Origin of the sequence: Lujinxingia vulgaris (assembly GCF_007997015.1) — a bacterium.
GTDB classification, from domain to species: domain Bacteria; phylum Myxococcota_A; class Bradymonadia; order Bradymonadales; family Bradymonadaceae; genus Lujinxingia; species Lujinxingia vulgaris.
The window spans coordinates 70,013-86,597 of sequence record NZ_VOSM01000001.1; the positions used below are offsets into that span (position 1 = coordinate 70,013).

The window sequence follows — 16,585 nt, forward strand, 5'->3', positions numbered from 1 at the left end:
CAGGTAAGAGGCAGTTCGGTGAGCGATAGCAACTTCTCCGCGATTCGTGCGCGGCTAAAATTTCCGTCGATTGAAGCCTTCAAAGAGGGCTACGGCCGCTACATCTCTGCAGGTGGGATGTTCGTGCCGATGTCGCCCCAGAAGCTCAAGCCGGTGGGCACGACGGTGCGTTTTCAGTTCTTGCTGGCCGACGGCACCTCCGCGTTGCTTGGCGAGGGGGTGGTGCGCCAGATCCGCGGGGTCGACGGCGGGGAGTCCGGGCCGGTGGGCATGCTGGTGAAGTTCACCAAGCTCAGCCCGGAGTCCAAGACGCTGGTCGACCAGGTGGTGCGCGCCAAGACGGAAGGCTCCGGGGCTCATCAGGTCGAGGAATCGGAGTCCGAGGACGCTGCCCCGGCCGAAGAGGTCGCTGCCGCCGCGAAGGCGAGCGTCGAGCAGCCGCCCTCCCAGGATGAGCAGCACACCGCCGAGGCGGAGATCCCCGACGATCTTTTCGGCACCCCCGACGACGACGCCCGGGAGGGCGCGGCGGCCTCCGGTGATGAGATCTTCGGCAGCGCGTCTGAGCCGGAGATTCCGATGCCCGGCGGGCTCGATGATCCTTCCGAGGTGGTGGCCGCGGCGCTGGCCCAGGGCTCCGAGCCACAGCTTGTGGAGCCTCCGGTGCAGCCCGAAGTGCCGCTCGCTCCCCCGGAGACGACCTCGGATGAGGCGGAGTTGGACTCGCTCGACGATCTTTTCGGGGCGCCGGAAGACGAGAGTGAAGAAGATATCTTTGCGCCCGTCGAAGAGGAGGCGCAGGCGCTCGTTGAGCCCGAGCCCGAGCCCGAGCCGCAGGCTGCGCCGGCTGCGCCTGCCGATGAGGATCGCGCGGTCAAACGCACCGAGGGCGGCCTCAAGGTCATGGCCTTCGACGGCGACGAGCTCGCCGAAGAAGCCGCCCGCGAGTTTGAGATGTTCGCGGCGGCCGGTGACGACGATGAGATCGACGAGATGTTCGACAACATCTTCGGCGGAGGCGGCGACGATGACTTCTTCGGCGGAGGCGGTGGCGATGACGCCGGCGATTTCTTCGGCGGGAGCGTCGAAGCTGAGGCTCCTCAGCCTCCGGTCGCGCCCGCACCCCCGGCCTTCGCGCTCGATGAGGGTGACGATGCCCCAATGGCCGATGATGACGACGAGGTCTTTGAGCTTGAGAGCCCCGTGGACGCGTCGGATTCTGAGGAGCTTCTGCTCGACGAGGTCTCCGACTCCCAGGAGCTTGAGCTTGATGAGGCCTCCGACTCCGAGGAGCTTTTGCTCGATGAGGTCTCCGACTCCGAGGAGCTGGAGCTGGGCCAGGAGCCCTCCGACGCCGGTCCCAACGAGGAGATCCTCTCGTTGCTCTCGATGGAGGAAGAGTCGGAAGCCGAGGGAGAGCTCAACCTGAGCCTGGGCGCCGGTCTGGCGGAGAGCTCGGTCTCGAGCGCTGACGATGACGAGCCCGACAGCTTCGAGGCGCTTCTGGCCAGCGCCAAACGCGAGCTCGACAGCAAGAAGGAGCCCGAGGAGGAGAAGAAAGGCGACATCCTCGACGAGCTTCTGGGCGATGATGATCTTCCCCCGGCTCCGGCGGCCGCGCCGACCTTTGCGGTGCCGCAGCCTGGCGAGAAGAAGAAGAAAGGCGGGTTTATGTCCAAGCTCTTCGGTAAGGACTGAACGCGAGCATCGAGTCAGGTTGTGGCTCGTGCATGAACATCGGCGGCCGCTCACATATGTGGGCGGCCGTTGTCGATCAGGGGCCACGCTGACGCCTCGCCGCGCTGACCTGGCTGGGACGTGTGGCGTGAAGGGGTAAGAGTGGCCTGGCGTCGATTCTGGTGCGTCTGAGAGGCATGTAGGGAGTTGGTTTGAACAAACCCGAGTTTCATCTGGCGTATCTGCACGGTTTCGCGTCGAGCGCGCGCTCGGTGATGGGGGCGTGGCTTGCGCGTGAGCTGGAGGCGGTGGGCTACGAGCTGCACCTCCCCGAGCTCAACGTGCCCTCGTTTTATGAACTGACGTTCAGCGAGGCGCTGCGGGTGATGGACCGGCTCGATGCCGATGTGGCGCGCACCGGCAGGCCCTGGCGGCTCGTCGGTTCGAGCATGGGAGGGTATCTGGCGGCGCGCTGGGCGCAGCTGAACCCGGGCCGGGTGGACAGGCTCTTGCTGCTGGCGCCGGGCTTTGACCTGCCGGCGCGCTGGCCGCATCTGGTGGGCCAAAAACGCATGGAGCGCTGGGAGGCGCAGGGGGAGCTGAAGCTGCCCGGCCCCGATGAGCGTATGCAGCCGGTGAGCTGGAACTTTATTGAGGATGCGCGCACCCACGAGCCCTGGCCGCAGGTGGAGTGCCCGGTGGTGATTGTGCACGGCAGGCGCGACCCGACGGTGCCGGTGGCCTCGTCGCGGCGTTATGTAGAGATGTACCCGGAGGTGCGTCTGGTGGAGGTCGAGGACCGTCATCAGCTCAAGGACTCGCGCGATACGATATGGTCGGAGATGGTGCAACTCTTTGAAATTAAAGGGCAAATGGATCGAATGTGATCGTTAGACGATCGATCAATGAAGAATTTTCGGTGAAGCAGCTTGACACTGATCGATCCCCCTCTTAGGCTCGGTTCCAGATCGAGTTAAGGCCTTGAGATCATTGATCCATCCGGCGTTATCAGGGGTATAAAAACGTCGAAAAAGCGATCAAGATCAAGCACTTACGAAGGCTTTGCGATCTCTGCCGGACGCCGGCGCGAGATCGCCACAGAGCTGGGTATGCGTTCGCTCCGGGACAGCATACCTCGGCCGGAACCATGGATGCGTTTCGCTAATGGCCACGGATGGCCCACCCCCAGACCAGGGACATGGTCGATGAGGGGTGTCAGACGACAGGGAAGTCGATGCAAGCACGTGCGCAAGAACGGGCGGCGGTACTCTCTCCTTATTACGAACATGAGCGCGGGGTGACCCTCTATAAGGGCGACTCGCTCGAGCTGCTGGAGGCGATGGAGCCGGAGCAGTTCGACATGATCTTTGCCGATCCTCCTTACTTCCTGTCGAACGACGGGGTGACCTGCAAATCGGGGCGGATGGTCTCGGTGAATAAGGGGAGATGGGACCGCTCGCAGGGCGTGGAGGAGAATCACGCCTTCAATCTGCGCTGGCTTGAGGCGTGTCAGCGCCTGCTCAAGCCCAACGGGTCGATGTGGGTCAGTGGGACGCACCACGTGATCTTCTCGATCGGGTTTGCGATGCAGTCGCTGGGGTTCAAGATCCTTAATGACATCGCCTGGTTTAAGGTCAATCCGCCGCCGAACCTCTCGTGCCGCTACTTCACCCACGGCACCGAGACGGTGATCTGGGCCGGGCGCGACCATGACACCCGCCACACCTTCAACTACAAGGTGATGAAGGAGATGAACGGCGGCAAGCAGATGAAGAATCTGTGGAATATCATGGCGCCGCGCAAAGCGGAGAAGGCCCACGGCAAGCACCCCACGCAGAAGCCGATTGCGCTTCTGGACCGCATCGTGTTGGCCTCGACCAACGAGGGTGAGCGCATCCTCGATCCTTTCTGCGGCTCGTCGACCACCGGTGTGGCCGCGGTGCAGAATGGTCGCCACTACGTGGGGCTGGATCAGAGCGAGGAGTACCTCGACCTGTCGATTCGCCGCATCGAAGAGCACCTCTAAGGCGTAAGCTCGCTTGAGGGGGGCGTCATCGGGGGCGATGGGACAGGCCACCTCAGGAGAGTGATATGGAGTACCGCGGGCTGAAGCTCGATGGGTTTCAACGCCAGGCCATTGAGGCCATTGAGAGCGGGCACAGCGTGCTTGTGGCCGCGCCGACCGGCACCGGCAAGACGCTGATCGCCGACTACCTCATTGAGCATGTGCTCGAGGATGGTGGCGAGGTCATCTACACCGCGCCGGTCAAAGCGCTCTCCAATCAGAAGTACCGGCAGTACTGCGCGCTTTTCGGGCGAGAGAAGGTGGGGCTTGTGACCGGCGACCTGGTGATCAACCGGGATGCGCCGGTGCGCATTATGACCACCGAGATTTTGCGCAACATGCTCCTGGAGGGGCATCGGGTGGAGGAGGGCGCAGCGCCGGCCGGCAAGGCCTCACAAGGTGATGACGGGGCCGAGACGTCGCTTGATGTCGAGCTCTTCTCGCCATCGGATGTGGCGCTTCCCGATCTGAAAAAGCTCAAGGCGGTGATCATCGATGAGATTCATTTTCTCGATGATCCGGAGCGGGGAACGGTCTGGGAAGAGCTCTTGATTTACCTTCCCTCCGAGGTTCGCATTCTGGGGTTGTCGGCGACGCTCTCCAACCTGGAGGAGTTTGCGCACTGGCTCACTCAGATTCGCCAGGCCGAGGTCAAGGTGGTGCTGGAGACCGAACGCACCGTGCCTTTGCAGATTCGGCTGGCCAACACCGAGAGCGGCCCCTGCGAGGTGGGGGCGTTTGAGAAGGCCTTTGCGCGCTGGAAAAAGGAGCAGAAGAAGGCCGGCGACAAGGGCGATGAGGGAGGAGGGCGGCGTCGAAGCCGGGGAGGCCGGCGGGGCAAAAGTCGTGGGGGAAGGCGAGGAGGTCGGGGGCGTCGCGACGACTTCGCGGGCACGAAGCCGACGACGCATCTGGACATGATGGAGATGCTCGGACGGGGCGACTTCCCGGTGCTCTACTTCATTTACAGCCGCAAGATGGTCGAGATTTTTGCGGCGAAGCTGGCCCACTCCAGAGTGGGACGGCAGCTGGGCGACGGGCACAACACCCGCCAGATCGACGAGCGCCTGGAGCGTTTTGAGGCCGACCACCCCGAGGTGCTCACGCGGAAGTTGCGGGGGATGTACCGCCAGGGCATTGCGTTTCACCACGCCGGGTTGCACGTGGCGCTCAAGGCGCTGGTGGAGGAGCTCTATGAGGCGCGCCTCTTGAAGGTGCTCTACAGCACCTCGACCTTTGCGCTGGGCATCAATATGCCGGCGCGCACGGTGATGTTTGATAGCCTGACGCGCTACAACGGCACGGAGTTTGTGCCGCTGACGATCCGCGAGTTCATGCAGATGGCCGGGCGGGCGGGGCGGCGCGGGATTGACCCGGTGGGCAACGTCTTGATTCGCCAGGATTTTGGCGGTTACGGGGAGGTGCGGGGGCTTTTAAAGCGCCTGCTCAGCGGGGAGAGTGAGCCTGTGCGCTCGGCTTTTAATCTCTCGTTTCATTCGGTGGTCAACCTCGTCGATCGTTTCGATGAGGAGAGCATTCGCTTTATGCTCGAGCAGAGTTTTAAGGCCTATCAGGACGGGCGCTCGGCGACGGCGTTGCGCACGAAGATCGAAGATCTGGAGGGGGAGGAGGGCGAGGAGAGCTTTACGCGGCGCAAGCGCCGCGACCTTGCCGGGCTGCGCCGCGAGCTTGTGACGGTGGAGCGTCCGCGGCTCTGGGAGGCCTTTGCGCGCAAGGTGGCGTTTTTGAAGACGCACGGCTACCTGGGGGCGGATAATGAGCTCTACACGCCGGCGAAGATCCTGCGCCATATCAAGATTGAGGAGCTTTTTGTGACCGAGCTCATCCTCAACGGGGTGTTGGAGTCGTTGAGCCCGGCGCAGCTCTTCGGGGTGATGTGCGGGCTGGTGCAGACCCTGCCGCGCTCGGCCAAAGTTCATGCGCCCGATGATGATCGTTGGTGGGAGATTTTTGAGGCGATCAACGCGGTCTATGAGTCGGATGTGGTGGCCGACGGCGATGAGCTGGTGGGGCAGGAGTCGGTCTTTACCCCGGAGCTGATGCCGCTTGGCGAGCGCTGGGCGAGGGGGGAGTCGTTGAGCGCGCTCTTGATGGACATTCGCAACCCCACCGATATGTCGGGAGACCTTGTGGGGGCGTTTCGGCGGGCCAAAGATCTTGTGAGTCAGGTGCGCCAGGTGCATCGCGAGGACGAGGATCGCTGGCGGGAGCTTAGCGAGCTTCTGCGAGCGGTGACGCGCGATGAGGTTGAGGTCCTCGACTAAAGAAAACGCCCCCCGAGCATCGGGAGCATCGGGGGGCGACGTGCAAAAGGTTCAAGCAGGGGGCGGGTCAGGAGGCCGTTTTGAGTCGCACAGCGACGAAGAGGGGCTGTCCGCCGCGGCGCAGAAGGATGCGGATGGGGCGGCCGGCGGGCTGCTCCTGGAGCACGCGGGGGACCTCATCGGGGGCGCTGATGTCGGTGCCGGCGATGTTGAGGATCACATCTCCGGGGCGCAGGATGCCGGAGGCCGGGGAGCCGGCTTCGACGCGCTCGACGAGCACGCCCTGGCCGGGGGGACCGCCGGCGCGCGAGGCGTTTCGGGAGGTGACAGCGCTCAAGAACACCCCCAGGCGGCCCTCGAAGGGGCGAGGCTCGATGCCGCGGGCGCGCTCGACCTGGGCGCGGGTGGGGTCGGGGCGCTCGGCAACGGTGAGGCGGGTCTGGGCGCGGCGTCCTTCGCGAAGGTAGGTCAACTCGATGGCGGAGCCGGGGCGCACGCGGCCGACGATTTTTAGAAGTCCGGAGGGATCGCTGACCTTCTCGTTGCCGACGGCGGTGATGATGTCGCCGGGTTCAAGCCCGGCGCGAGAGGCGGGGCTGTTGGACTCCACCGAGCGGACCAGGGCGCCGGCGTCCGCGTCGACGTCGAAGGTTGTGGCGAGCGCGTCGGAGAGCTCCTGGATGCCCGCGCCGATGAAGCCGCGGGAGACGTAGCCCGGGTCGCGCAGCTGGTCGAGGATCTCGGTCACAACGTCGATGGGCACCGCAAAACCAATGCCCTGACCGTTGCGAATGATGGCGGTATTGACCCCGATGACCTCGCCGTCGAGGTTGAAGAGGGGGCCGCCGGAGTTGCCCGGGTTGATGGAGGCGTCGGTCTGCAAAAAGTTGTCGAAGGGGCCCATGCCCAGGGAGCGGCCCGTGGCGCTGAGCACGCCTACGGTCACGGAGTGTTCCAGGCCAAAGGGGCTGCCGATGGCGACGACCCACTGGCCGGGGCGGATGTCTTCGGAGGTGCCCAGGGTGACCGCAGAGAGGTTGACCGGGGCGCTGACCTGCAAGAGCGCGATGTCGGTGGCCGGGTCGGCGCCGACCAGGCGGGCGGAGAGGACGTCGCCTGCGGCCAGGGCCACCTGGATGGTCTGGGCGCCGTTGACGACGTGCCAGTTGGTGATGACCAGCCCGCTCTCATCGACGATAAACCCGGAGCCCTGCCCGCGGGAGGGCTCGCCGGGGGAGGGATTAAAGAAGGGGTTGATGGTGCCGGGAGGCGCGGCCATCTCGGTCTGGACGGATACGACCTGATTGCGGCTCTGCTCAAAGAGTCGCGCGACCTGCGGGAGGGTGTCGGGGGCGGGGCGCTGAGCCTGGGCTGTGAGGGGAGCTGCGCTGAAGAGGGTCAGCGACGCCAGGATTGCCACCGTGACACGAGTGAGGGAAGCCATGACCGTCCTTTGGGGTGTGCTCGCCATGATGATGATGATGAGGTGAGGAGCTGCGCGAAGTCAGGATTCAAGTTGTAGAAAGGGATCTTCGGCGGTGAGCTTGTCCTGGTCGTTGCTTAAGCCGTGGAAGACGTAGACGAGCGCGCCGGCGTCGGAGACCCAGGTGTCGGCGCTGCCGCGCACCACCAGGCGATCAAGGAGCTGGCGGGCCTGCTCCACCGAGAGGTGGCAGCCCAGGGCGGCTTCCTCGACGGTGAGGCGCCCCTGGTTGTGTTGGGCGAAGCGCAGGATGCGGTTCTCTTCTTGAGAGAGCTCGTCGATGGCGGCGTTTTCGCGGCTGACGCGCATGTTGCGCACCGCGAGCACCGCGCAGACCAGTGTGAGCGCGCCGAAGATCAGGGCGCCGACGGTGCCGGCGAGTCGCTGGTCGGGAACGAGAAGCCCCAGCGCGATCATGGCCAGGGTCACCAGCCCGAAGAGCGGGGTGCCGAGCAGCGCGCCGATGGTGGTACATCCTCGGGGCATGCGATCTCCTGCGCAGCAAACATCATGGAATCAGCCCGGCCTCCTCGCCACACCTCGTAAGGAGGGAGCGAGGAGGCCGGGAGGCATGTGATGCATTAGAACACGCTGGCGCGATTATTCGTAGGAGTGCTCACGCCAGAAGTTGGGGCCCGGGAGGTTCTGGCTTTTCTTTTTGTTGAGGTAGGCCCTGGCGCCGACGACCATATCGGGGAGGGTGCTGCGGGTGGCCCAGCGGACCAGGAAGTCGGGGAGCCAGCCGCCGATGTCGACGTTGAGGACGTGTCGCATCAGGGTGTGCTCATTGTTGGGGCCGTAGGGCTGGAGGACCCAGTAGCCGAACATGTCCCCCAGGTTTCCGGAGCCTTCGATGTAGGAGAAGGTGGAGACGAAGCTCTCCACGCCGCCCAGCTCGCGGGTGTGGTTATGGACGTTGAAGTGGCCGTCGCGGTCGCGGGCCGGGAAGGGGACCTTGGCGGTGCCGGCGCAGACGACGCGCTCGTCGCTGGAGCGGCTGACAAGGGAGGTGTCTTTGATGTTGTCGCGCCAGTCGCCGTACTTCCAGCATTCTTCGACGAGCGGGACGACGTCACTCATCGGCGCCTGAATGATGCCGGTGGCCACGCCCCGGTTGACGTCGTCGTTTTGCTGCAGGGTGACCAGGACTTCGCCGCGCTCAATGCGGGCGCGCTGGCTGTCGCTGAGGTTTATGGGGCGCACAGGCTCGCTGGAGCCGGCAAAGGCTACGGAGGCGCCGGTCAGGAGCAGGGCAAAGGTGAGAAGGGCGAAGAGCCCCTGACGAGCGGTGCGTTTGAGCGAGATGTTCAACATCGGAATCCTCGGACGAAAGCGTTGGTGCCCACACTATTACGCCGTGAGCTATCGTTGACGCCGTACCTGCTGCGTTGAGAGCACCTCGGGCTGCGTTGCAAAGCCTCGATGATGCGAAAGCATCGGCTGCGTTTTGCGCCTTGTCCGAGAAGCTCTCAGCTTCGCAGCCATCGACGTCAACTTCTGCTCACAGCGTAGTACGGCAGCGAGTTTAAACGCGACCACACAGATGTCGATCCCCGAAGTGGCCTCGTGCTGGAAGTCTGACGCAGCGGGCGCCCGAATATTCGAAGCGCGAGGTGTCGGGGCAGGTGTTGGTAGCTTTTGTGGCGAGCAGATGCAAACGCTGCACCCTGATCGCAGGATGCGATGGTGCGTGAGGGGATGTCGCGTTGAAGATCAGGTCGTGGACGCCGGCGATGGATGGTGACGCAGAAGGAGCCGACGCAGGGCGTCGGGCTCAAAGGGCTTGTCCAGGCAGGGGATGTCGCGGCGTTCCATAAAGCGGCGTTCGGACTGGCCCGGGGCGCCACCGGTCATAAAGATCAGGCGGCTGAGGTGATCGGGGTGGTAGGCCTCAAGTTCGCGGGCAAACTCAATGCCGGTCATCTGAGGCATCATCAGGTCGCAGAGGATCGCGTCGCAGGCCGGTGTTTCATCGAGGTGGGCAAGAGCGTCGTTGGCGCGTTCAAAATGGATGACCTCGAAGGTGTCGTCGAGCATCCGCCGCAGTGCGCGTGCCACCGGGACCTGGTCCTCGATGATGAGCAGGAGCGGGCGATGTTGAGGGTCGATGTCCAGGACTTCTGCCGGGTCGGTGGTAAACTCCAGGGAGTCTTCTTCGCACTGGCGTGGAAGCCACAGGGTGAAGGTGGCGCCCTGGCCGGGGGCGCTTAAGACTTCGATGCGGCCGCCCATTCCGCCGACGATGTGCTGGCAGATGGAGAGGCCCAGGCCGCTGCCCTCGTCGGGGGCTTTGGTGGTGAAGAAGGGGGAGAAGATCTCTTTTTGGTCTTCTTCGGAGATGCCCTTTCCGGTGTCGGAGACGCGCACCAGCACCCAGCGATCGCGCAGCTCGGTGGAGACGGTGATCAGGTTGTCGAGCGCGCGGCCCTCCGGGATGGCGTGGGCGGCGTTGACCAGCAGGTTCAAGAAGACCTGGCCCAGACGTGACTCCGAGCCGCGCACCAGCGCCTCGCCACAGTAGTCGCGCTGGACGCGGGCGCGGTGGCGGAGCTGGTTGGCGGCGATGCGCAGGGTGGTGTCGAGGACCTGCTCGGCGTCGGCGGTGTCTTCGCGGCTGATCTTCTCCCAGGTGGCGTAATGTTTGAGGTCGCCCACGATCTCACGCACGCGATCGGCGCCCTGGCGCGCCTCGGTGATGGCTTCAATCGCCGGGGCATGCGCGGGGTCGGGGGAGGCGGAGAGGTGTTCGCGTACAAAGTCCAGGTTGGCGGCGATGTAGGCCAGAGGGTTGTTGATCTCGTGGCCTACGCCGCTGGCCAGGAGGCCTACGGCGGCCATGCGATCGACCTCGGTGAGGTGGGCCTGAAGTCGGCGCTCCTCGCTCAGATCGCGGCCGATGAGCACGATCCATTGGAGCTGGCCATCGCGCAGAATCTGCGAGGCGCTCAGCTCCACGGCCTTGAGCTCGCCGCCGCAGGTGCGCCAGAGGTGCTCGCGGATGGCGTTGGGGCCGGAGTCGAAGTCGGCCAGGAGCGCGGCGGCGTCGTCGAACTCCGAGGTGTCAAAGTGCTCCAGAGTCAGGGTTTCCAGATCGTCGGGGCGGTAGTCCAGGAGTGCGCAGAAGGCCGGGTTGGCGTGGTGCACGTGCAGGTTGTCGGGCTCCAGCACGCAGACGGCCTCGTGGGAGTTTTCGATGATGGCGTTGTAGATGGCGCGGTTGTCGTGAAGTGCGGCTTTGACCCGGGAGGTCTCCGCGTCTCGGCGGCGGACGTAGGCGAGTAAGCGATGGGCTAGTCCCGCGGTCAGCCCGAAGTAGACCAGGAAGTTGGTGAGCAGAAAGAGGTTGCGGGCCTCATCGCTGAGCTCATTGAAATGGAGGTGAAGCTGATGCTGAAGCTCGAAGAGGGCGTCGAGATGAGCGCGCGCCTCCATAGCGAGTTCGCGACGTTCGCTGTGGGTGGGCAGGGGCTCTTGTTGCCAGCGTTGCTGGCTCTGCACAAAGATCGCTTCGAGGGCGTCGACATGCGGGGCCATCTCGTCCCAGATGACCATGATGTCGCGCAGGCGCGGGAGCGTGCGGCTCAAGCGAAGCTGCGTGGCCGAGGAGGTGCTGAGCAGGGGGGCGTGGCGGTGGGTGTAGAGGTGCTGCTGGACCTGCTCCCAGTCCACATCCGGGGCGCGGAGCATGGCGTTGAGCTCACGGTGCGGGGCCAGGGTAGCGAAATGGGCCTCAATGGCGGCGCCGTCGTCGGGATCGCCGGCGAGGAGGTAGCGGGTGAGGTGATCGCTGATGAGGTGGAGTTGCCGGAAGGATCCCGTCTCGGCCTCCCGCGCTTCGCTGAGCTGGGAGAGGGCCTGCATGGTCACATAGTTCGTCGTCAGGGTGACGAGGGTCAGGACCACCGCGGCGATGAGGAGGGAGCGTTTGAGCATGTCGTGCGTACCGAAGGAGGGGTACGGGCGGGCATCGCCAGAGTAGCGATGTTTACGAAGCGTTACAAATGCTAAGGCGGTTCGTCGTGGAGAGAAGGGGGAGGTCCGGAAGATGGGGAAGGAATGAACGCATGCAACGAGCTCGCGGGTATAAAAAAGCCCTCGCCGAATGGCGAGGGCTTTTGGGGGCTTAAGCGAGGTCGAGGTGATTATTCGACGATGCGAACCTCGGTGGTGTAGTCGAGCTCGGGGAACTCAGCCTTGAGGTAGGCGTTGCCCTGGGCCTGGAGGCGGCCCTGGTCGGGGCCACGGCCGCGGGGGGCGCCTTCGCCGTAGCCTTTGTAGAGGCTGTCGACGATGTCCATGCCTTCGACGACGCGGCCGACCGGGGCGAAGCCCATGCTGTCGAGCTGGGCGTTATTGCCGAAGTTGATAAAGAGCTGGGTGGTGCGCGTGTTGGGGCCGGCGGTGGCGAAGCTGACATAGCCGCGCTCGTTGGACTGCTTGACCTCGTCGTCGCTGATGCGGGCATCGCGCCAGATCTGGTTGACGCGGGGATCGCCGTGGATGCCGAACTGGGCCATGAAGCCGTCGATGACGCGGAAGAAGGCGATGTTGTCGTAGTAGCCGATCTTGACCAGGTTGTAGAGACGGTCGGCGCCGCGGGGGGCCCATTCGCGGGTAACTTCCACAACGAAGTCACCTTTGGTGGTACCGAAGTTGATCTTGAAGGTCTCGGGAGCCTCTTCGTTGGCGGCGTCGGGGTGAAGGAGGGCGGCGTTGTTGGCAGCGAGGTCGCCGCTGGCGCCGGCCTGCGCGTTGGTGTCGGCAGCGGGCTGGTCGTCGCTGGCCTCGGTGGCTTCTTCAGTGGCTTCTTCGGCGGTCTCTTCGGCGGCTTCTTCGGCCGAGGCGGCTTCGGATTCGGCCGGGGTGGAGTCGACGCGAGGCTCGGGGGGACTGTCGCAGCCCACTGCCAGGTTCAAAGCGATCAGGAGGGCGAGGAGTGTGCGGATCATCATCATACGCTCAATGAAAGGGGTTGATGGTGGGTTTGCGCGCCCGGAGCGGACTTCGAGCGCGCCACAGAAAATGCGGGCCTGGCGGTTACGCTAGTCAAGCGTGTGCAGACGTCAAGGTTGCGCGCGGGCGCAGGCGCGGGCGTCACCGAGCTCGCAGGCGCGCTCAAGGGCGTCTTGAGCGCCGGCGGCGTCGACAGGGCCGCCCTGACCGGCGGAGCGCATCTGGGCGGCGAAGGTGCAGGCCTGGAGGTGTCCGAGCTCGCAGCCGCGGCTTAAGAGCTCGCGGCCGCGGGCGAAGTCGGGGTTGGGCTGACGGGTGTTGTAGAAGATCGCCAGGTTGTAGCAGGCCACCGGCACGTTGAGGGCGCAGGCGCGCTCAAAGCCGAAGATCATCTCGGGGGAGGTCTCCTGGCCCGACGCCGTCTCCAGAAAAGAGCGGGCGTGGTGGAAGCAGCTGTAGCCATGCCAGCGCTCGCAGCCTTCTTGCCAGAGGGTGCGGGCGGCGGCCAGGTCGCCGCTCTTTGCCAGGCCTACGGCGTGTTCGGAGCAGCCGTTGACGTCGTCGAGTTCGCAGGCCCGGGCGTAGAGGGCGTCGACGCGGGGCTGTTCGGCGCCGGCGTCTTTGAGGCGGTCGGCCAGGGCGGTGCAGGCCGGGCCGAAGTCGGCGGTGCAGGCCTTCTCGATGCGTGCTTGAACTTCGGCAGCGGGGCGGCCGAGCTCTTCGTGAAGTTCGGCCAGGCGCAGGCAACCCTCGGCGCCGTCGAGCTCGCAGGCGCGCATCAAGAGCTCTTCGGCACGGGTGGGGTCGGCGGCGTCTTCATTGAGCAGGAGCGCGATGCCCAGGTCCAGGCAGGCCTGTGGGTCGCCCTCATCGCAGCTCTGCTGCCATTGCGGGGCGTAGTCAGCGAGTGTGGTGCCGGCGCCGATGTTGCGGGCGTCGGTGCAGCTCTGCTCCTGGCCAAGCTCGCAGGCGCGCTCCAGGAGCTGGCGGGCCTGCTCGGGGTCTTTGGGCACGCCGACGCCCTGGCTGTAGACCAGGCCCAGGTCGTGGCAGGCCTGGCCGCGTTCGAGCTCACAGGCGCGGGTGAGAAGTTCAATGGAGATGGGCAGATCTTCGGGGCGCTCGGCATCAAAGGCCAGGCTTGTGGCCAGCTCGTGGCAGGCCTCGGCGTCTCCCGCTTCGCATTGTGCGGCGCGCGGGTCGTCGAGATCGGCGTAGGCCGGGGTTGTGGGAGGGGTGGCGAGCTCTGGCGCGCGCTCCTCCTCGGGAGGCGCTTTTGACTCGGAGACGTCCGGGGCGGGGGTGTTTCGGCCGATGAAAAAGACCGAGGCGCCCAGCGCCAGAATCGCTACGATGAGGATGCTGACTGTTTTGCCGCGATTGCCATTGCTCTTTTTTTGCATGTGGACCTCAGCTGGCGTGGCTTTAAATCCCGCAGGGGGCGTGATAATCGCAGAACACTCAGATGAGGTCGAGACGCGTTGTGGCGAGTGAGGAAGGGATGAAGTTCGGTGGTCGAGGGTTCAAGGTCGGAGTCGGGGCGGCGGCAGTGCTGCTGTGGGTCGGGGCGGGATGCGATCGCGACGCCGAGCCTGAAGCGGTGGTCGATCCGGTGGCGCCGGCTCAGCCGGAGGAGGAGGCGGTGGAGGTTGAGCCCACCGAGCCCGACGCCGAAGAGGCGGAGCCGCCCGGACCGCCGTCGGGGCCGCTGAGTTTTGCGAGCTGGCCGGGGCGCGAGGAACTGCACACCTTCGATCTGATGTGGCTGGGCGGGGAGCGGGAGGTTGCGCTCTATGAGGCTCCGGACGCCACGTCGGCGAGCGTGGGGCGGGCCAGCTGGATGGACACCGAGGAGATCGTCTGGGAGGACTCGCGGGTGCGTGTCACCGAGCCGACCTTTTACGAGGTGAGCCAGGCGCTGGAGGTGGTGGGGCTGGCCTACGATGAGAGCTTTGAGGAGCTGGACGCCGAGGAGCTTCACCTGGAGTTGGAAGAAGGGGAGCTGCTGGCGCTTTATCAATACGGTGGCGAGGGCACCTGTTTTGTGGGCGCCCGGGGCCAGGTGCTGCTGGGGGCGTGTCCGGATGAAGCGGCGGGTCTGCGTGAAGTGGAGGCGCCCTCCGAGGCGCCTTCGCAGCGCGAAGGTGCGGCCGCCGGCGAGGGCGCGCACGCGGAAGTTAAAGAGCGCTGGCGCCCGCGTCAGCAGGAGTGGTGGGTCAAGGTTCGCCATGATGCTGAGAGCGGCTGGATGCGGGTCGACGACGCCCCGATTGAGGTTCATGTCCGCCTGATCGAAGGGTACGACTGAGGCGACCACGCGCCACGTATCAACATAACCCGAGCACGAGAGCAGAAGATGTCGGGACTTCCCCTGAAGTGGGCCATCGCGGGCGATGGAACCTCGGTGGCCTATCGCGACAGCGGCGGCGCCGGGGTGCCGGTGGTGTTTACCAATGGCTACGCCACCTCGACCTATTATTGGGACGGGCTTGTCGAGGCGCTGGGCGCTGAGGTGCGCGCGATCACCTGGGATTTGCGGGGTCACGGGCGCTCGAAGGCCGCGCGCGATCCGCAGAGCCTGACGGTGGCGGGCTGCGCCGATGATCTTCGTCGGGTGATGGACGCCGCCGGGGTGGAGCGGGCGGTGCTGGTGGCGTTTTCGTTCGGGTGTCAGATCGTGCTGGAGGCCTGGCGGCTGATGCCCGAGCGGGTGATGGGGCTGGTGCCGATTCTGGGGCCTTTTGAGCGGCCCTTCGACACGTTGATCAGCCCGAAAGTCGGGCCGCAGCTCTATGAGGTGTTTCGGAGGGTGCGGCCGCAGTGGGCCGGGGCGATGCTCAAGGCAGGCGCGTGGAGCGGGCGTATGCCGGGGGTGCACTTTGCCGCGCGGCTTACGGGCGTGGTGGGGCGAGGGGTGCGTGCTGAGGCGATGCGCCCCTTTTATGAGACGTTGGGCGGGATCGATGCGCCGAGCTGGCACGCGCTGGGCCTGGCGGCCCAGGATCACTCCGCGCGCGATCTTCTCGAAACGATCGATGTGCCCACCCTGGTGATCGCCGGCGGTCGCGACGTCTTCTCGCCGGGGGAGCTCGGGCGGGAGATGGCGGCGATGATCCCCGGGGCGCGGCTGATGTGGCTGGAGGAGGCGACCCACACCGGGTTGCTGGGCCATCCGGAGCCTATCGCCGCGGCGGTGCGCACGTATCTGAAGGCGTTTCATACGCCGCCCGCTCCAGCGGTGTCGCGGGAGCGGGCAGACGTGGTCGGGGCCTGAGGTCGAGCCCCGGGGCGATCAGTCTTCAGGAAGTTCGAGTTCCAGCTCATCGAACTGCACCTGCAGCTCGTCGACCTCGCGTTGAATGTCCTGCTCCAGTTCGGTGAGCACCTCGACGGCGTTCTCGGAGGTGATCGTCTCCAGGGCCTGCTCCTGATACTCCATCTGACGTTTGGAGAGGGGGGTGGCGATGGAGGATTTGATCGTTTTCTTCTCTTCCTGGAGCTCAGACTCCTCAACGCGAATCGGCTCTTCGGGCTCCGATTTGTTGCAGGCAGCTGTGATGAGGAGGAGCGCGGCGAATAAGGTGTGGAGTAGATAGCGGGTCATCATCACTCTCCGGTGGTGTCGGTCTGGGGGATGATACCGGTCAATTCACTGGTGGTGGCGCGGTGGTAGGTGCGCCACATGAAGTAGCGCCGCAGCTCCAGGTCGCGGGCGGCCAGCGCGCGATCGATCAGCGCTTGATCCTGATTTTGCTCGCCGATTTGCTTGATGCGGTCGAGCCTGGCCAGGCGCTCCATGTGGGTGCGGCGCGCCTCGATGCCCGCGCGGATCGCGGGGTGGTTAACGTTGTTGCGGAGCATCTCGCGGTGGGCATCGCGCTCGGCGCGTTGCTGTTGAATCATGACGCGGCGCTCATGTCGCATCGCCTTAAGATGCTCCGCATCGAAGATGGCATTGCCGCGCGGGTGCTTCGCTTCGGCCGCAGTGGCGTCGTCGTCGGTGGCGCTGGATTGCTGCGCGACGGCCAGCTGCGCCGAGAAGACGCCAGCGGCGATGATCGCTGCCAGTATCGCCGCGCGCAGGCTTCGGAAAAGGGGAATGGGAGTAGGCACGAAGATCAC

Annotated in this window: 14 protein-coding genes; 6 read left to right on the forward strand and 8 right to left on the reverse strand. The window is 65.2% G+C overall.

What is annotated here, in order from left to right; translation table 11 throughout:
* Positions 1 to 18 precede the first annotated feature (18 nt).
* From FRC98_RS00275 to FRC98_RS00290, 4 genes are all read left to right on the forward strand, one after another.
* On the forward strand, positions 19 to 1,698 hold the full coding sequence (locus FRC98_RS00275) for a PilZ domain-containing protein (RefSeq protein WP_146979314.1): 1,680 nt from the start codon (positions 19 to 21) through the stop codon (positions 1,696 to 1,698).
* A gap of 191 nt (positions 1,699 to 1,889) precedes the next feature.
* Positions 1,890 to 2,564: an alpha/beta hydrolase gene (locus FRC98_RS00280; protein WP_146979315.1), complete on the forward strand. Its 675-nt coding sequence runs from the start codon at positions 1,890 to 1,892 to the stop codon at positions 2,562 to 2,564.
* 347 nt (positions 2,565 to 2,911) lie between these two features.
* Positions 2,912 to 3,703: a DNA-methyltransferase gene (locus FRC98_RS00285; RefSeq protein ID WP_146977250.1), complete on the forward strand. Its 792-nt coding sequence runs from the start codon at positions 2,912 to 2,914 to the stop codon at positions 3,701 to 3,703.
* Positions 3,704 to 3,768: 65 nt separating this feature from the next.
* Positions 3,769 to 6,027, forward strand: coding sequence for a DEAD/DEAH box helicase (locus tag FRC98_RS00290; protein WP_146979316.1), 2,259 nt, complete (start codon positions 3,769 to 3,771; stop codon positions 6,025 to 6,027).
* 67 nt (positions 6,028 to 6,094) lie between these two features.
* On the opposite strand, the gene FRC98_RS00295 is transcribed toward FRC98_RS00290, so the two are convergent.
* The 6 genes from FRC98_RS00295 to FRC98_RS00320 all read right to left on the reverse strand — a co-directional run bounded on the left by FRC98_RS00295 (position 6,095) and on the right by FRC98_RS00320 (position 13,866).
* On the reverse strand, positions 6,095 to 7,471 hold the full coding sequence (locus tag FRC98_RS00295; RefSeq protein WP_230467123.1) for a trypsin-like peptidase domain-containing protein: 1,377 nt from the start codon (positions 7,469 to 7,471) through the stop codon (positions 6,095 to 6,097).
* A gap of 60 nt (positions 7,472 to 7,531) precedes the next feature.
* Positions 7,532 to 7,996, reverse strand: coding sequence for a hypothetical protein (locus tag FRC98_RS00300; protein WP_146979318.1), 465 nt, complete (start codon positions 7,994 to 7,996; stop codon positions 7,532 to 7,534).
* A 114-nt stretch (positions 7,997 to 8,110) separates the two neighbouring features.
* Complete coding sequence (locus tag FRC98_RS00305; RefSeq protein WP_146979319.1) at positions 8,111 to 8,824, reverse strand: SRPBCC family protein; 714 nt, start codon at positions 8,822 to 8,824, stop codon at positions 8,111 to 8,113.
* A gap of 399 nt (positions 8,825 to 9,223) precedes the next feature.
* Positions 9,224 to 11,443, reverse strand: coding sequence for a hybrid sensor histidine kinase/response regulator (locus tag FRC98_RS00310; RefSeq protein WP_146979320.1), 2,220 nt, complete (start codon positions 11,441 to 11,443; stop codon positions 9,224 to 9,226).
* Positions 11,444 to 11,652: 209 nt separating this feature from the next.
* A complete protein-coding gene (locus FRC98_RS00315; RefSeq protein ID WP_230467124.1) occupies positions 11,653 to 12,462 on the reverse strand; it encodes a peptidylprolyl isomerase in 810 nt (269 codons plus the stop codon).
* A gap of 111 nt (positions 12,463 to 12,573) precedes the next feature.
* Positions 12,574 to 13,866, reverse strand: coding sequence for a tetratricopeptide repeat protein (locus FRC98_RS00320; RefSeq protein WP_146979321.1), 1,293 nt, complete (start codon positions 13,864 to 13,866; stop codon positions 12,574 to 12,576).
* A gap of 98 nt (positions 13,867 to 13,964) precedes the next feature.
* Here FRC98_RS00320 and FRC98_RS00325 point away from each other — a divergent pair, with 98 nt between their 5' ends.
* Positions 13,965 to 14,771: a hypothetical protein gene (locus FRC98_RS00325; RefSeq protein ID WP_146979322.1), complete on the forward strand. Its 807-nt coding sequence runs from the start codon at positions 13,965 to 13,967 to the stop codon at positions 14,769 to 14,771.
* Positions 14,772 to 14,819: 48 nt separating this feature from the next.
* Positions 14,820 to 15,737, forward strand: a complete 918-nt coding sequence (locus tag FRC98_RS00330; RefSeq protein ID WP_146979323.1) for an alpha/beta fold hydrolase — start codon at positions 14,820 to 14,822, stop codon at positions 15,735 to 15,737.
* Positions 15,738 to 15,755: 18 nt separating this feature from the next.
* On the opposite strand, the gene FRC98_RS00335 is transcribed toward FRC98_RS00330, so the two are convergent.
* Complete coding sequence (locus FRC98_RS00335; RefSeq protein ID WP_146979324.1) at positions 15,756 to 16,067, reverse strand: hypothetical protein; 312 nt, start codon at positions 16,065 to 16,067, stop codon at positions 15,756 to 15,758.
* A 2-nt stretch (positions 16,068 to 16,069) separates the two neighbouring features.
* Complete coding sequence (locus FRC98_RS00340) at positions 16,070 to 16,576, reverse strand: hypothetical protein (protein ID WP_146979325.1); 507 nt, start codon at positions 16,574 to 16,576, stop codon at positions 16,070 to 16,072.
* Positions 16,577 to 16,585: the final 9 nt, after the last annotated feature.

Excerpts from the sequence above, each read along its gene's own strand:
- FRC98_RS00285 (WP_146977250.1), top strand. The coding sequence starts at position 2,912 with ATGCAAGCACGTGCGCAAGAACGGGCGGCGGTACTCTCTCCTTATTAC.
- FRC98_RS00290 (WP_146979316.1), top strand. The coding sequence starts at position 3,769 with ATGGAGTACCGCGGGCTGAAGCTCGATGGGTTTCAACGCCAGGCCATT.
- FRC98_RS00295 (WP_230467123.1), bottom strand. The coding sequence starts at position 7,471 with ATGGCTTCCCTCACTCGTGTCACGGTGGCAATCCTGGCGTCGCTGACC.
- FRC98_RS00300 (WP_146979318.1), bottom strand. The coding sequence starts at position 7,996 with ATGCCCCGAGGATGTACCACCATCGGCGCGCTGCTCGGCACCCCGCTC.
- FRC98_RS00305 (WP_146979319.1), bottom strand. The coding sequence starts at position 8,824 with ATGTTGAACATCTCGCTCAAACGCACCGCTCGTCAGGGGCTCTTCGCC.
- FRC98_RS00310 (WP_146979320.1), bottom strand. The coding sequence starts at position 11,443 with ATGCTCAAACGCTCCCTCCTCATCGCCGCGGTGGTCCTGACCCTCGTC.
- FRC98_RS00315 (WP_230467124.1), bottom strand. The coding sequence starts at position 12,462 with ATGATGATCCGCACACTCCTCGCCCTCCTGATCGCTTTGAACCTGGCA.
- FRC98_RS00320 (WP_146979321.1), bottom strand. The coding sequence starts at position 13,866 with ATGCAAAAAAAGAGCAATGGCAATCGCGGCAAAACAGTCAGCATCCTC.
- FRC98_RS00325 (WP_146979322.1), top strand. The coding sequence starts at position 13,965 with ATGAAGTTCGGTGGTCGAGGGTTCAAGGTCGGAGTCGGGGCGGCGGCA.
- FRC98_RS00330 (WP_146979323.1), top strand. The coding sequence starts at position 14,820 with ATGTCGGGACTTCCCCTGAAGTGGGCCATCGCGGGCGATGGAACCTCG.
- FRC98_RS00335 (WP_146979324.1), bottom strand. The coding sequence starts at position 16,067 with ATGACCCGCTATCTACTCCACACCTTATTCGCCGCGCTCCTCCTCATC.